Genomic DNA, 15,263 nt, shown 5'->3' with positions numbered 1-15,263 from the left:
AGATGCCGATGAAGTCCTATTCGATCGCCCTGATCCCCGGTGACGGCATTGGCCGCGACGTAACCGCCGCCGCCTGGACGGTGCTGGAAACCGCGGCCAAACAGTCGGGCTTCTCCTTGACCGGAACCGAATTTCCCTGGTCCTGCAAATTTTACAAGGACACCGGCAGCATGATGCCCGAGGACGGCATCGGTATATTGCGCGGCTTCGACGCCATTCTTCTGGGCGCCGTCGGCTGGCCGGCGGAAGTGCCGGACTCTGTTTCGCTGCACGGCCTGTTGCTGCCGATCCGCAAGGCCTTCGTGCAATACGCCAACATAAGGCCGCATCGTCTGCTGCCGGGCGTGACGGGTCCGCTGCGTGCCGAGAGCTTCGATATATTGTGCATCCGCGAGAACACCGAAGGCGAATATTCGGGCGCTGGCGGACGCGTGCATCAGGGCACCCAGGACGAGGTCGCAGTGGAGACTTCGATCTTCACCCGCGCTGGTGTCGAGCGCATCCTGCGCTTCGGACTCGAGCAGGCGCGCGCACGGTGCCGCAAGCTCGCCTCGGTCACCAAGTCCAACGCGCAGAAACACTCAATGGTGTTCTGGGACGATATTACCCGTAAGCTGGCTGCGGAATATGCCGACGTCGAAGTCACCAGCTATCATGTTGACGCGCTTGCCGCACGCATGATCATGGCGCCTGACAGTCTCGACGTGGTCGTCGCCTCCAATCTCTTCGGCGACATCCTGACCGACATCGGCGCAGCGATCCAGGGCGGGCTCGGCTACGCCGCCTCCGCCAACATCAATCCCGACCGCTCGGCGCCGTCCATGTTCGAGCCGGTGCACGGCTCCGCCCCGGACATCGCCCATCTCGGCATCGCCAATCCGATCGCCACCATCTGGTCGGGCGCGATGATGCTCGAGCACCTCGGCGAGACGGCCGCGGCCGGCCGCATCATGAAGGCGCTCGAGGCGACGACCGCGCGCGGCATTGGAACCATCGCCGGCAAGGACAAGACAGACGCCATCACAGCCGCCGTCGTCGCGGCGCTCAGCTGAATGCAAGGTCGTTTCCAATGAAAAACCTGAAGGACAAAAGCCTCTTCTGCGAAGCCGGCCTGATCGGCGGCAAATGGGTCGCTGCCGACTCTGGCAAGACAGTCGGGGTCATCGATCCGGCGACGCAGGCGGCGATCGGCACTGTGCCCGACATGGCCGGTTCCGACACCCGAGCGGCCATCGAAGCCGCGGCCTCCGCCTATCCAGACTGGCGGAAGAAGACCAATGCCGAGCGCGCGGCGCTGCTGGAAGCCTGGCATGGCCTGATGCTCGCGCATCTGGATGATCTAGCGCTGATCCTGACGACGGAACAGGGCAAGCCGCTGGACGAGGCCAAGGGCGAGATCCGCTACGGCGCGTCCTTCGTCAAATGGTTCGCGGAAGAAGCACGCCGCATCAACGGCCACACCATCCCCTCGCCCACGCAAGACCGCCGCATCATCGTGCTGAAGGAACCGGTCGGCGTCTGCGGAATCATCACGCCGTGGAACTTTCCCAACGCCATGATCACCCGCAAGGTCGCGCCGGCGCTGGCCGCCGGCTGCACAGTGGTGATCAAACCGTCCGAGTTCACGCCCTATTCGGCGCTGGCGCTCGGCGTGCTCGCCGAACGCGCCGGCATTCCGGCCGGCGTCATCAACATCGTCACCGGCATGCCGGCCGAGATCGGCAACGAGATCATGGCGAACGACACGGTGCGCAAGATATCCTTCACTGGCTCGACGCGGGTCGGCTCACTGTTAATGCGCGGCGCTGCCGACAGCGTAAAGCGGCTCAGCCTGGAGCTCGGCGGCAACGCCCCCTTCATCGTCTTCGACGACGCCGATCTCGATCTCGCTGTCGAAGGCGCGCTCGTCTCGAAATTCCGCAATGGCGGCCAGACCTGCGTGTGCGCCAACCGCATCCTCGTCCAGGCGAGTGTCTACGATGCCTTCGCCGCCAGGCTCACCGCCCGCGTCAATGCCATGACGGTCGGACCCGGCACACAGCCGGGCGTCGCGATCGGGCCGATGATCAACATGGCGGCGGTCGAGAAGATCAACCGTCATGTCGAGGACGCGCTTGCGAAGGGCGCTGCGATCGTCACTGAAAGACCGGCGCTGCCGGAGGGCCCGCAATATGTCGCGCCTCTGGTGCTGACCGGCGTCACGGCAGAGATGCAGCTCGCCGGCGAGGAAACCTTCGGCCCGGTCGCGCCGCTCTTCCGCTTCGAAACCGAAGAGGAAGCGATCGCGCTCGCCAACGGTACGCCTTACGGCCTTGCCTCCTACTTCTACACCGAGAATTTGAAACGCGCCTGGCGCGTCGGCGAGGCGCTGGAGTTCGGCATGGTCGGGCTCAACACCGGCTCGGTCTCGATGGAAGTGGCGCCCTTCGGCGGCGTCAAGCAGTCCGGCCTCGGGCGCGAGGGCGCGCAGGTCGGCATCGAGGAATATCTCGAGATGAAGAGCTTCCACATGGGCGGACTGGGCTAAACTCAGCCCGGATCACTGCATCCGGTCGAGCGCCTTGTAGTAGAGGCCGACCATCGGGAGGAACCACGGCTTGCCTGAGTAGCCTGGGATGGAAGGCCACTCGAGGCCCTTCAGCGGATTGCGGTCCTCGCGGCCGAGCATGGCATCGGCCAGGATCATGCCGAGATGGGTGGAAAGCTGCGCGCCATGGCCGGAATAGCCCATCGCGTACCAGACCCCCTCATGGTAGCCGGCCCGCGGAAAGCGATCCTTGGTCATGTCGACTAGCCCGCCCCAGCAATAGTCGATCTCGACCTTCGCGAGCTGCGGAAAAATCGCCGCGAGGCTTGTCCGCAATATCTGCCCGCTCTTGGCGTCGGAGCGCTGGTCCGAAGTCGCCGAGAAACGCGCGCGGCCGCCGAAGATCAGGCGCCTGTCGGGTGCGAGCCGGAAGTAGTTGCCGATGTTCATTGAGGTCACGCAGGTCCGGTTGCCCGGCATGGTGGCGGCGATCTCAATGTCGCTCAACGGCCGCGTGGCGATGATGAAGCTGCCGACCGAGATGAGTCTGCGGCGGAAGTAATCGAAATTCGGCGTCGTGTAGGCGCCCGTCGCCACCAGCACATTATCAGCGCTGATCTTGCCGCAAGACGTTGTGAGCTCGTGCCTGGTTCCGGCCTGCCTGCGGTCGGTCACCCTGGTGTTCTCGTGTATGACCGCGCCATGGCGAACGGCGGCCGTCGCCAGGCCCGCCACATAGCGGCCCATATGCATCATGGCGCTCTTTTTCGACAGCATCGCGCCATGGAAGGGCGAGCCGATCTCGGATTTGAGATCGGCCACCGACAGCAGAGCTGTATCCGGATCGACCTCGGCGTGAATGGCTTCGAAGTTGCGCGCGATCGCCTCGAAATGCTTCGGCTTGGAGGCGAGCTTGAGCTTGCCGGCGCGGCGGAAGTTGCAGTCGATGCCTTCCTCGGCGACCAGCGCCTCGATGGTGTCGACAGAGTCATCCAACGCCCGGTAGAGAGCGATCGCGCGCTCCCTGCCGAGTTCCGCCTTGGCCGACAGGTAGCTGTGGGCAAGGCCGTTATTCAGATGCCCGCCATTGCGCCCCGATGCGCCCCAGCCGACACGCTCCGCTTCTAGCACGATCACTTTGGCGCCGGACTTTGCCAGCTGGCGCGCGGCGGCGAGACCCGTGAAGCCGCCGCCGATAATGGCGGTATCATAGTGCCCTTCGATCGGGCCGTGCGCCCCATCGGCAAAGATCGGGGCCGTGTCGTGCCAGTAGGAGACGAATTTCATCGACAATCCGCCCGTTTCAAAGCCCGACCACGCCAGGAAGACCGGAAATATCGGCGATCTCCACATATCCGTAATACGGGTTGGCCGGTTCGTGGCCGCGATTGACCCAGACCTTGTTCTTGATGCCGAGATCATGCGCCGACATCAGGTCGTAGCGGAACGAAGACGAGCAGTGCAGGATGTCCTCAGGGCCGCAGCCAAGCCTGTCGAACATATATTCGAAGGCCTTGAAGCGCGGCTTGTAGGCCTGCGCTTGTTCGGCTGTGTAGACGGCATGGAACGGCGCGCCGAGCTTCTCGACATTGGACATAATCTGCGCGTTCATGGCGTTGGAAAGGATCACCAGCGGAATTTCCTTGGCGACCTTGGCAAGGCCTGCCGGAACATCGGCATGCGGTCCCCAGGTCGGGACACGCTCATAGACCATCCTGGCGGCGTCGGTGCTGAAGGCGACGCTGTTGCGCTTGCAGGCGCGCTCGAGCGCGTTGTGGACGACGTCGGCATAGGGCTTCCAGTCACCCAATATCTCGTCGAGCCTGTACGCTGCGAAGTTTTTGATGAACTCCTGCATGCGCGGCTCGTCGAGCCGGCTGACGTAGAGGTCGCGCGCCGCTTCAGCCATCTGGAAATTCGTCAACGTGCCGTAGCAGTCGAAGGTGATGTATTTGGGCCTGAAAGAAGCCATGTCCGTCGATCTCCGGTGGAAACATATCCGCGCTGGGATGTGTTCATCATAGGTCGGGAGGTGGCGGGGCACCTGACCGAAAAGCGCCTGCCGAAAGCAGAAAGTTCCGTATCCGCCGTCCGGTTTGGCACGCTGTAGCATCTTGCCCGTCGAGAAGTCCGCCATTGAGCGACGGCAAAGCGACCATCGAGGACGCTGCCAGCAGAACATGCGGCGCACGCCCCGCGCAAAGGCGAAAGATATCGCAAAGACCGAAACGTTCAGACGATCCGCCGCGCGCAGATGACCGAGACTTGCAGGCAGAAGGAAGGATGCCTCATGCAGCAGCGCGAGATCGAACTCCGGGCCTTCGGGTCCGACCATATCGAGGGCGCGGTGGCGCTGTCCCGCCAGGAGAACTGGCCGCATCGCCCGCAGGACTGGCAGATGGCGCTGCAGCTTTCTAGCGGCGCGGTCGCGCTCGACGACCAGGGCCGGGTCACCGGAACTATCCTGGTGACGCCCTATGGCACGGATTGCGCCATGATCAATATGGTGATCGTTGACAAGAGTATGCGAGGCATAGGGCTCGGGCGCCGGCTGATGGAGCAGGCCTTTGCCTTAGCCGAGGATCGTCCGCTGCGGCTTGTCGCAACCGCCGACGGCATGCCGCTCTATCAGAAACTGGGCTTTGCGCCCTCGGGCACCATCCTGCAGCATCAGGGCAGCGTCGCTCGGCTTGGCGCACCCGACGGCGTGGAAGCGGCAAGCGCGAATGACTTGCCTGAGATCAAGGCGCTGGACCGCAGTGCCTATGGCGCCGACCGCGAAGCCCTGATCGATGCGCTGGCCGAGCGCGGCCAGTTCGCCTGCATTCGCCGCAGCGGCGCCATCGAGGCCTATGCCGCGATTCGCCCGTTCGGGCGCGGCGAGGTGATCGGCCCGGTCATCGCGGGCAATGCGGAGGAAGCCAAAGCCCTGATCGGCTTCTTCGCCGCGTCGCGCCCCGGCGCCTTCCTGCGCGTCGATACCGACAGCAGGACAGGCATCGCCGGCTGGCTCACCGAAATCGGCCTCGCTCACGTCGGCGGCGGCGTGGCCATGGACCGTCCATCCAGGACCGACGCGGCGCAGGCCAGGCCAAAAGTTTATGCCCTCGCCAACCAGGCGCTCGGCTAGTTCGGAGAAAAAAATGCTCACCAATTCGCTGATCGAACTCGACCGCGCCCATCTCATTCATCCGGTCTCCTCCTATCGCGGCCACGAGGCGCTTGGCGTGCGCGTGCTGAAATCCGCGAAGGGCGCGACTGTGACCGACGCATCCGGCAAGAAGCTCGTTGACGGTTTCGCCGGGCTTTGGTGCGTCAATGCCGGTTACGGCCACGACAGCATCGTCGAGGCGGCGGCCCGGCAAATGCGCGAACTTCCCTATGCCACAGCCTATTTCGATCTCGGCTCGGAGCCGGCTATCCGGCTCGCCTCGGAACTGGCCGACCGCGCGCCGGGAGACCTCAATCACGTCTATTTCACGCTCGGCGGATCGGACGCGATCGACAGCACGATCCGCTTCGTCCGTTACTACTGGACTGCCAAGGGCGAGCCGCAGCGCGACCAGTTCATTTCGATCGAGCAGGGCTATCACGGATCGTCGGTGGTCGGCGCGGGCCTGACAGCCCTACCCGCCTTTCACGCCGGCTTCGGCATTCCCTTCGAATGGCAGCACAAGATCCCGTCGCCCTACCCCTACCGCAATCCGGTCGGCGAGGATGGCAACGCGATCATCGCCGCATCGCTCGCCGCGCTGAAGGCGAAGATCGAGGCGATCGGGCCCGACCGGGTCGCCGCCTTCTACGCCGAGCCGATACAGGGCTCCGGCGGCGTCATCGTGCCGCCGAAGGGCTGGATCAGGGCGATCCGCGAACTATGCAAGGAATACGGCATCCTGTTCATCGCCGACGAGGTGATCACCGGCTTCGGTCGCACCGGGCCGCTGTTCGCCTGCACGGAAGAGGACATCGTTCCCGATTTCATGACGACCGCGAAGGGCTTGACGTCGGGCTATGTTCCCATGGGCGCCGTGTTCATGGCCGACCATGTCTACCAGGTCATCGCCGACGGCGCGGGTAACGCGGCGATCGGCCACGGCTATACCTATTCGGCCCATCCGGTCAGTGCCGCCGTCGCGCTCGAAGTGCTGAAGCTTTACGAAGACGGCGGCCTACTGGAAAACGGCGTCAAGGCCGGTGCCCGCCTGATGGCAGGCTTGGAACGCCTGAGGGATCATCCGCTCGTCGGCGACGTGCGTGGCCGCGGCCTGCTCGCGGCGATTGAGTTAGTGACCGACAAGCAGAAGAAGGCACCGCTTCCGACGTCGGCAATGCCGGCGCGACGGGTCTTCGACCGGGCTTGGGACAACGGCCTCATTATCCGTGCGTTCGCGCATGGCGTTCTCGGCTACGCCCCGCCGCTCTGCTGCAGCGATGGCGATATCGATGCGATCATCGAACGCACGCGCGTGACGCTCGACCAGACGCTGGACGATCCGGATGTCCGTAAGGCGTTGAGCTGAGCAGCGGCGGATTTTTAGCATCTCGAAATATCGCCGGGGCAGACGATTTCGCAATTTTGTGCCGAAGCCCCGCGCCTTTTCGGCGAATCCAGCGCGGGGGAAGTGCCAGACTACCGTTAAGACAAGGCCAGAAAGTCGGAATTTACCGGCTTCTTGACAAGGCGACGTCCCGGACAGCACGGAATTTTGTTCTGTTCAGCACGGTTCGGCCATAGAGGAGAGCTAGTTCTTGCCCAAGGCCTTTAGCGAATTCGAATACATGACCTTCGATGTGGTCGGCACGCTGATCGATTTCGAAGGCGGTATCACGGCCTGCCTCGACGCTATCGCCGCCGAGGCCGGCGTCGCCATCGAGGGTGAGGAGGCGCTGAGCCTTTACCGGCAAGCTCGCTATATGCCCGATGCCGGCCTGTTTCCCGACGATCTCGTGCGTGTCTACATGGTCATCGCGGCGCGGCTCGGCCTGCCGGCAGAAGAGAAACACGGTGTCCGCCTGCGGGATTCCGCGAGCGTCTGGAAAGGCTTCCCGGACAGCGCGGCCGCACTGGCCGACCTTGCCAAGTCGCACAAGCTGATCGCCATGACCAACGCGCGGCGCTGGGCGCTTGACCATTTCGAGAAGCAGCTCGGATCGCCCTTCTTCGCCACCTTCACGGCCGACGATACCGGCACGGAGAAACCTGATCCGGCATTCTTCCAGAAGGTTTTCGATTTCGTCGCATGGCGCGGCGATAGCAAGGACGACATCCTGCATGTCGCGCAAAGCCAGTATCACGACATCGGCGTCTCCAGGACGCTCGGTATGACCAATTGCTGGATCGAGCGCCGGCACGCCCAGAAGGGCTATGGAGGCACGATCGAGCCCGAGCGCTTCACCGTGCCGGACTATCACTTCACCTCGATGGCCGCCCTTGCGGCTGCCGTGCGCGAGAGCCTGAAGGAGCGAACCTGAACCCAAGCCCGGAAAGCCGCACAAAGACGAGCATACCGACCAATCAACAGAAAGGGGAATGATATGACCGACAAGATCACCAACTGGACCAGCGCAGACGATGCCATGGTCGAAAACGCCATTCGGCGGGGTGCGAGCCGCCGCGAACTCCTCAAGATGCTGCTGGCCGGCGGCGCCTGCAGTTGCCGCGGGGAGTGTGGTACTCGGCCGCGCTACCAATGCTGTCGCCGCCACGCCAGTTTCAGGTGGAAACCTCAAGGCCGCCGGCTGGTCGTCTTCGACCGCGGACACGCTCGATCCGGCGAAGGCTTCGCTCTCAACCGACTATGTCCGCTGCTGCTCTCTCTACAACCGACTGACCTTCCTCGACAAGGACGGCAAGACGCAGATGGAGTTGGCCGAAAGCATCGACAGCAAGGACGCCAAGACCTGGACCGTGAAGCTGCGCAAGGGCGTCACCTTCCATGACGGCAAGGACCTTACGGCTGACGACGTCGTCTTCTCGCTCAAGCGCCATCTCGACAAGGCGGTCGGCTCCAAGGTCGCCAAGATCGCCGCGCAGATGACCGGCTTCAAGGCGGTCGACAAGTCGACCGTGGAAATCACGCTCGCCGACCCGAATGCCGACCTGCCCACCATCCTGGCACTGCATCACTTCATGATCGTCCAGGACGGCACGACTGATTTCTCAAAGGGTAACGGCACCGGCGCCTTCGTGCTGCAGACCTTCGAGCCTGGCGTGCGTTCGGTGGTCACCAAGAACAAGAACTACTGGAAGTCCGGCAAGCCTTATCTCGACTCCTTCGAGTTCATCGCCATCAGTGACGACAGTGCCCGCGTGAACGCGCTGATTTCGGGCGACATCGCCTTTGCCGCCTCGATCAATCCGCGCGCCATGAAGCTGCTGGAAAGCCAGCAGGGCTTCGAGCTGTCGAAGACGACCTCGGGCAACTACACCGACCTCAACATCCGGCTCGACATGGACCCGGGCAATAAGGCCGACTTCGTCGCCGGCATGAAGTATCTCGTCAACCGCGAGCAGATCGTCAAATCGGCATTGCGCGGCCTCGGCGAGATCGGCAACGACCAGCCCGTCTCCCCGGCCAACGTCTTCCACAATGCCGACCTCAAGCCGAAGGCCTTCGACCCGGACAAGGCGAAGTTCCACTTCCAGAAGACGGATTTGCTCGGCCAGTCAATTCCTGTGGTCGCCTCAGATGCCGCGACCTCGTCGATCGACATGGCGGTGATCATCCAGGCCGCGGGTGCCGACATCGGCATGAAGCTCGACGTTCAACGTGTTCCGTCCGACGGCTACTGGGACAATTACTGGCTCAAGGCGCCGATCCATTTCGGCAACATCAATCCGCGCCCGACGCCCGACATCCTTTTCTCGCTCCTCTACGCATCCAACGCGCCGTGGAACGAAAGCCAATACAAATCCGAGAAGTTCGACAAGATGCTTGTGGAAGCTCGCGGCTCGCTCGACCAGGCCAAGCGCAAGGAGATCTATGGCCAGATGCAGACCATGATCGCCGACGAGGCTGGCACTATCATCCCGGCTTACATTTCCAACGTCGATGCACTCTCAAGCAAGGTGAAGGGTTTGGAAGCGAACCCGCTCGGTGGCATGATGGGGTACGCAATGGCGGAATATCTCTGGCTTGAGGCCTGAGAGGCGCCTGCCGGGGCCGGCCGACCGGCCCCGGCACTGCATTGCGCAGGATTGTTTGACCGAACGCAAACGCAGGGAGCGCTTCCATGAAGTCTGGGGTCTTGAACCTCGTGCTGAAGCGGCTGGGGATCGCGATCGTCACGCTGTTGATCGTACTGTTCGCCGTATTCTTCGCCACCAGCATGCTGCCGGGCGACACCGCGTCGATCCTGCTCGGCCAGGCGGCGACTCCCGAAGCAGTCGCTGGCCTGCGCGAGGCCATGCATCTCAACGATCCGGCAATCCTGCGCTTCCTGCGCTGGCTTTTCGGGCTGCTCCACGGCGATCTTGGCACCTCCTATGCCAATCAAATGCCGGTCGCAGCATTGATTGGCGGCCGTCTGGTCAACACGATGAAGCTCGCTGCCATCACCACACTCATCTCGGTGCCGCTGGCCCTGACGCTCGGCATCACTGCCGCGATGCTGCGCGGCTCGCTCTACGACCGCGCCGTCACCGTTCTCTCCATCGGCGTCATCTCCGTGCCGGAGTTCATGGTGGCGACGCTGGCGGTGCTGCTTTTTGCCGTCTATCTCAAATGGCTGCCGGCGCTGTCTTCGGTCAACGAGGCGCATTCGCTGACCGACCTGGTGCGCATCTACGCAATGCCGGTGATCACGCTTACCTTCGTCATCTCCGCCCAGATGATCCGCATGACCCGCGCCGCGGTGATCGAGACGCTATCCACACCTTATGTCGAGATGGCGCTTCTCAAAGGAGCGTCTCGCAGTCGCATGGTGCTCAGGCACGCGCTGCCCAACGCGCTCGGGCCGATCGTGAACGCAGTGGCGCTCTCGCTGTCCTATCTTGTCGGCGGCGTCATCATCGTCGAGACGATCTTCAACTATCCCGGCATCGCCAAGCTGATGGTCGATGCGGTCGCGACCCGCGACCTGCCGCTGATCCAGAGCTGCGCGATGATCTTCTGCCTCGGCTATCTCCTGCTCATCACGGCCGCAGATATCGTCGCCATCATGTCCAACCCGAGGCTGAGATAACGATGGCGCGCGCAGTGGCCTCCCGACGGTCCTTCCTGGGCCACAGCTACAACCTTGTCGGCGTCGTGGCTTCGCTGGTCATCATGGCGTGGATGGTGGTCGCGATCTTCGCGCCCTACATCATTCCGCATCCCATCGGCGACATAGTCGACGACGATTATTTCGGCCCGATGCGCCAGGGATTGTGGCTCGGCTCGGACTATCTCGGGCGCGATATGCTTTCGCGAGTGCTGATGGGCGCGCGCTACACCGTCGGCATATCGCTCGCAGCCGTTTGCATCGCCTGTTTTTCGGGTGTCGCGCTTGGCATGCTCGCGGCTGTGACTGGCGGCTGGTTCGACACCTGCCTCAGCCGTTTCTTCGACGCGATGAACTCCATCCCGAGCAAGCTGTTCGGTCTCGTGGTCGTCGCAGCGGTCGGCTCCTCGATCCCTGTGCTGATCCTGACGCTCGCGGTGATTTATATCCCCGGCGCCTACCGTTTCGCGCGGGCGCTCGCAGTCAACACCAACACCATGGATTTCATGACCGTGGCCCGTGTCCGTGGCGAAAGCACGGCCTATCTCATCTGGTCCGAGATTCTGCCCAACATCGTCCGCCCGGTGTTGGCCGACTTCGGCCTGCGCTTCGTCTTCATCGTGCTCCTGCTTTCAGGCCTGTCCTTCCTCGGGCTCGGCCTGCAACCACCTTTGGCCGACTGGGGCGCGCTTGTGCGTGAGAACATCGGTGGCTTGCCCTTCGCGGCCCCAGCGGTCGTTGTGCCCTCACTGGCGATCGCCAGCCTCACCATCAGCGTCAACCTGCTGATCGACAACCTGCCGCAGAAGATCAGGGACCGCGACGCATGACCAATCTCGTCGAGGTCAGAAACCTAAGCATCGAGGCGACGACCGACGCCGGACGTGTCGTCGAGATCATCAAGGGTGTCAGCCTCGATATCGCCGACGGCGAGATCGTCGCGCTGATCGGCGAGAGCGGCTCCGGCAAGACGACGGTGGCGCTCTCGCTCATGGGCCACGCGCGGCCGGGATGCCGGATCACCGGCGGCCAGATCAACGTCAACGACAAGAACATGGCAGCGCTCTCCGAGAAGGAACGGGCCAAGCTGCGCGGCACCGACATCGCCTATGTGCCGCAAAGCGCGGCCGCCTCCTTCAACCCCGCGTCCACCATCATGGAGCAGGTAATCGAAGTCACGCGCATCCACAGGCTGATGCCGCCCGAGCGGGCGCGCAAGCGGGCGGTCGAGTTGTTCAGGGCCTTGTCGCTGCCGAATCCGGAAGGGATCGGCTCGCGTTATCCGCATCAGGTTTCGGGCGGACAATTGCAGCGGCTTGCGGCGGCCATGGCGCTCATCGGCAATCCCAAGCTGGTCATCTTCGACGAGCCGACGACGGCTCTCGACGTGACGACGCAGATCGACGTTCTGAAGGCCTTCAAGTCGGTGATGCGGGCGGACGGGATTGCGGGCGTCTATGTGTCCCACGATCTCGCCGTTGTCGCCCAGATTGCCGATCGCATCATTGTGCTGAAGGGCGGCGAAGTACAGGAGACCGGCACGACGGCTGAAATCCTTACATGCGCCAAGCATCCCTATACGCGCGAGCTGCTGGCTGCGTTTGAACCTAAGCAGCGGCAAGCGCACGCGGATGCGAAGGCCGCGACCAACCAGCTGCTGCGCATCGACAACATAACGGCCGGATACGGCGCGGTGCGAGACGACGGGCTGCCGCTGATCCGCGCCGTCGACACGGTCAGCATGGTCGTGGAGAAAGGCCGCAATCTCGGCGTCATCGGCGAATCCGGTTGCGGAAAATCAACACTGGCGCGGGTGATCGCCGGCATCCACCCGGCCGCGGCTGGTGACATCGTCTTCGACGGCAAGCCGTTGCAGCGCGCTGCAAGCAAGCGCAGCCGGGATCAATTGCGCGAGATGCAGATCGTGTTCCAGTACGCCGATACCGCGCTCAATCCGGCAAAGCCGGTCGAGGACATCATCGCCCGGCCGCTGGTCTTCTATCACGGGCTGGACAGACAGGCGCGCTCCAAGCGCGTCGATGAACTGCTCGACATGGTGCGCCTGCCGAAGTCGCTCCGCTATCGTTATCCCGCGGAGCTGTCGGGTGGCCAGAAGCAGCGCGTGAATTTTGCGCGCGCGCTGGCGGCAGATCCCAGGCTGATCATCTGCGACGAGATCACCTCGGCGCTCGACACGGTTGTGGCGTCCGCCGTCATTGAGCTGCTCAAGGAGCTGCAACGCGAGCTCAGTCTGTCCTACATCTTCATCAGCCACGACCTCTCCGTCGTCGAGGCGATCTGCGACGAGATCATGGTCATGTATAATGGCCAGCGGGTGGAGCAGATCACGCCAGACAAAGTCAAAGCGGCCACCCACCCCTATTCCAAGCTTCTGTTCTCCTCCGTGCCGAAGCTCGATCCGACCTGGCTCGACGGCCTCGTCCGCGACCCGGAGCTCGTCGCCCAATATGGTCACCGCTGACGCGCCAACGCAGTCTCACATGGGAAACAAGCTGGGCAGCGGCATGTGCGCCTTGACGATGGGCGACTTCAGCACCACGAACGAGAAATATTTGTCGATGCCGATATCCATGTCGGTCAGCCGCTCCATGATCGTCTGGTACTCGCCGATGCCGGCGGTAACGAATTTCATAAGATAGTCGTAGCCCCCCGAGACGAGGTGGCATTCGATGACCTGATCGATCTTTTCCACGACGGCGAGGAAGCGGGCGAAATCCACCTGGCGATGGTTCTTCAAGGTGATCTCGGTGAACACGGTCAGCGTCTGGCCAAGCTTGCCTATATTGACCTGCGCCGAATAGCCCTCGATGTAGCCTTCCGACTGCAGCTTCTTGACCCGCATCAGGCATGGGCTCGGCGACAGATGCACCAGCTCGGCCAGTTCCACATTGGTGATGCGGCCGTTCTTCTGCAGCTCGTGCAGAATCTTGATGTCGATTCGATCCAGTTTCATGGGCTGTCTCCGAGGAAGAGTGCCACAGCACAAAATGCTGCCATGCTGGTGCCCGTCGAGACTACCATAGCCCGCCGGCCTGTCCATCCGAGCGGGCACCGCATTGAAGCGCAGGCTCTCGCGATTTCAACGGGGTTGCCGGAACAATATTCTGCGCGCGCCTCAACTGCGGCAGCGGCTGCCTGCGCAACGCGATAAACTGGGGCTTCAAGGCAGAGAGTGTCATGCGCGCGCCACTGCAGCAAATCGAGACATCCAGCGAGATCCCGCAATCCGCGGATGCGGTAATCATCGGCGGCGGCATCGTCGGCGTCTTCGCGGCCTACTATTTGGCGCGGCGCGGCATGAAGGTCGCGCTTGTCGAAAAGGGGCGCATTGGCGCCGAGCAGTCCAGCAGGAACTGGGGATGGTGCCGGCAACAGAACCGCGATGCCCGCGAGCTGCCAATGGCGACTCACAGCCTCGATCTGTGGGAGCGCTTTTCGATAGAGACTGGCGAGGACACCGGCTTTCGCCGCTGCGGCCTGCTCTATCTCAGCAATGACGAGACCGAGCTGGCCGGCTGGGCGCGCTGGCGCGACTTCGCCAAAACCGCCGGCGTCACCACGCATATGCTTGACAGCAGCGAGGCCAGCGAGCGAGGCCGCGCCACCGGCAGAACGTGGAAGGGCGGCGTCTTCTCGCCGACCGACGGCACCGCCGATCCCTCGCGGGCCGCGCCGGCGGTCGCCCGCGCCATCCTCAAGCTCGGCAGCAGCGTGCATCAAAATTGCGCCGCGCGCGGCATCGAGACCGAAAGCGGGCGCTTGAGCGGCATCATCACGGAGAGCGGTACGATCCGCACCAAGATGGCGGTCCTGGCCGGCGGCGCCTGGGCGTCGTCCTTTTGCCACCAGTTCGGCTTCCGCTTCCCGCAGGCATCGATCCGCTCGTCGATCCTGTCGGTCTCGGCCGGCGCTGAAGGCCTGCCCGATGCACTGCACACGGCAAAGATTTCGGCCACGCGTCGCGGCGACGGCGGCTACACGCTCGCGATCAGCGGACGCGGACGCGTTGACTTGACGCCGCAGCAGCTGCGCTTCTCCTCGCAATTCGTGCCGATGTTCCTGAAGCGGTGGCGCAGCCTCGGCCCGGGCGGGCTGCAAGCCGTGCGCTCGGGCCACGAGACGCTGAGACGCTGGCGGCTCGACCGCCCGACGCCGATGGAACGCATGCGCATCCTCGATCCGATCCCGGATCAGTCGACGATCCGCCTGACGCATGCTCGCGCGCTCGAACTGCTGCCAGACCTCAGAAAGACCAGGATCAGTGCTGCCTGGGCCGGCTACATCGACAGCACGCCGGACGGCGTGCCGGCCATGGGCGAGACACATGCCGTTCCGGGTTTCTTCCTGGCTGCCGGGTTTTCGGGTCACGGCTTCGGCATCGGGCCAGGCGCTGGGCACCTCGTTGCCGATCTGGTAACCGGTGCAGAGCCGATCGTCGATCCAGCGCCCTATGACCCGCGACGCTTCGACGCCTCCTCTTGGGGCAAGGTCGCCGATTTCTAGGACTAAGCGT

12 protein-coding genes and 1 pseudogene are annotated in these 15,263 nt (G+C 63.4%); 10 read left to right on the top strand and 3 right to left on the bottom strand.

Annotated features, from left to right (window positions below):
* Positions 1-8: 8 nt before the first annotated feature.
* Both ACVDG8_RS24070 and ACVDG8_RS24065 read left to right on the top strand, forming a co-directional pair.
* On the top strand, positions 9-1,052 hold the full coding sequence (locus ACVDG8_RS24070; protein ID WP_447256944.1) for a tartrate dehydrogenase: 1,044 nt from the start codon (positions 9-11) through the stop codon (positions 1,050-1,052).
* Positions 1,053-1,069: 17 nt separating this feature from the next.
* Complete coding sequence (locus ACVDG8_RS24065) at positions 1,070-2,527, top strand: NAD-dependent succinate-semialdehyde dehydrogenase (protein WP_447256943.1); 1,458 nt, start codon at positions 1,070-1,072, stop codon at positions 2,525-2,527.
* Positions 2,528-2,539: 12 nt separating this feature from the next.
* Here the strand turns inward: ACVDG8_RS24065 and ACVDG8_RS24060 are convergent, their stop codons facing one another.
* Together ACVDG8_RS24060 and ACVDG8_RS24055 are read right to left on the bottom strand one after the other, a co-directional pair.
* Positions 2,540-3,814 carry an NAD(P)/FAD-dependent oxidoreductase gene (locus tag ACVDG8_RS24060; protein ID WP_447256942.1) on the bottom strand — a complete coding sequence of 425 codons (1,275 nt, stop codon included), beginning with the start codon at positions 3,812-3,814 and terminating at the stop codon, positions 2,540-2,542.
* A 16-nt stretch (positions 3,815-3,830) separates the two neighbouring features.
* Positions 3,831-4,499: a haloacid dehalogenase type II gene (locus ACVDG8_RS24055; RefSeq protein WP_447256941.1), complete on the bottom strand. Its 669-nt coding sequence runs from the start codon at positions 4,497-4,499 to the stop codon at positions 3,831-3,833.
* A 318-nt stretch (positions 4,500-4,817) separates the two neighbouring features.
* Between ACVDG8_RS24055 and ACVDG8_RS24050 the strand changes: the two genes are divergently transcribed.
* The 7 genes and pseudogenes from ACVDG8_RS24050 to ACVDG8_RS24020 all read left to right on the top strand — a co-directional run bounded on the left by ACVDG8_RS24050 (position 4,818) and on the right by ACVDG8_RS24020 (position 13,211).
* A complete protein-coding gene (locus ACVDG8_RS24050; RefSeq protein WP_447256940.1) occupies positions 4,818-5,657 on the top strand; it encodes a GNAT family N-acetyltransferase in 840 nt (279 codons plus the stop codon).
* Between the two features lie 13 nt (positions 5,658-5,670).
* Positions 5,671-7,047, top strand: coding sequence for an aminotransferase class III-fold pyridoxal phosphate-dependent enzyme (locus ACVDG8_RS24045; RefSeq protein WP_447256939.1), 1,377 nt, complete (start codon positions 5,671-5,673; stop codon positions 7,045-7,047).
* A 229-nt stretch (positions 7,048-7,276) separates the two neighbouring features.
* Positions 7,277-7,999 (top strand): HAD-IA family hydrolase, encoded by a 723-nt coding sequence (locus tag ACVDG8_RS24040; protein ID WP_447256938.1) that lies wholly within the window; start codon positions 7,277-7,279, stop codon positions 7,997-7,999.
* A 63-nt stretch (positions 8,000-8,062) separates the two neighbouring features.
* Positions 8,063-9,674 (top strand): annotated as a pseudogene (locus ACVDG8_RS24035) (ABC transporter substrate-binding protein).
* Between the two features lie 86 nt (positions 9,675-9,760).
* A complete protein-coding gene (locus tag ACVDG8_RS24030) occupies positions 9,761-10,711 on the top strand; it encodes an ABC transporter permease (protein ID WP_447256937.1) in 951 nt (316 codons plus the stop codon).
* Positions 10,712-10,713: 2 nt separating this feature from the next.
* Positions 10,714-11,559: an ABC transporter permease gene (locus tag ACVDG8_RS24025; protein ID WP_447256936.1), complete on the top strand. Its 846-nt coding sequence runs from the start codon at positions 10,714-10,716 to the stop codon at positions 11,557-11,559.
* Positions 11,556-13,211: an ABC transporter ATP-binding protein gene (locus tag ACVDG8_RS24020; protein ID WP_447256935.1), complete on the top strand. Its 1,656-nt coding sequence runs from the start codon at positions 11,556-11,558 to the stop codon at positions 13,209-13,211. The genes ACVDG8_RS24025 and ACVDG8_RS24020 overlap by 4 nt, the downstream gene beginning before the upstream one ends.
* 15 nt (positions 13,212-13,226) lie before the next feature.
* Here the strand turns inward: ACVDG8_RS24020 and ACVDG8_RS24015 are convergent, their stop codons facing one another.
* Positions 13,227-13,703, bottom strand: a complete 477-nt coding sequence (locus ACVDG8_RS24015) for an Lrp/AsnC family transcriptional regulator (protein WP_127220635.1) — start codon at positions 13,701-13,703, stop codon at positions 13,227-13,229.
* Between the two features lie 224 nt (positions 13,704-13,927).
* Between ACVDG8_RS24015 and ACVDG8_RS24010 the strand changes: the two genes are divergently transcribed.
* Positions 13,928-15,253 carry an NAD(P)/FAD-dependent oxidoreductase gene (locus ACVDG8_RS24010; protein ID WP_447256934.1) on the top strand — a complete coding sequence of 442 codons (1,326 nt, stop codon included), beginning with the start codon at positions 13,928-13,930 and terminating at the stop codon, positions 15,251-15,253.
* Positions 15,254-15,263 lie beyond the last annotated feature (10 nt).

The sequence above is a fragment of the Mesorhizobium sp. ORM8.1 genome (genome assembly GCF_053005525.2).
This window is presented reverse-complemented; position numbering and strand designations above follow the sequence as displayed.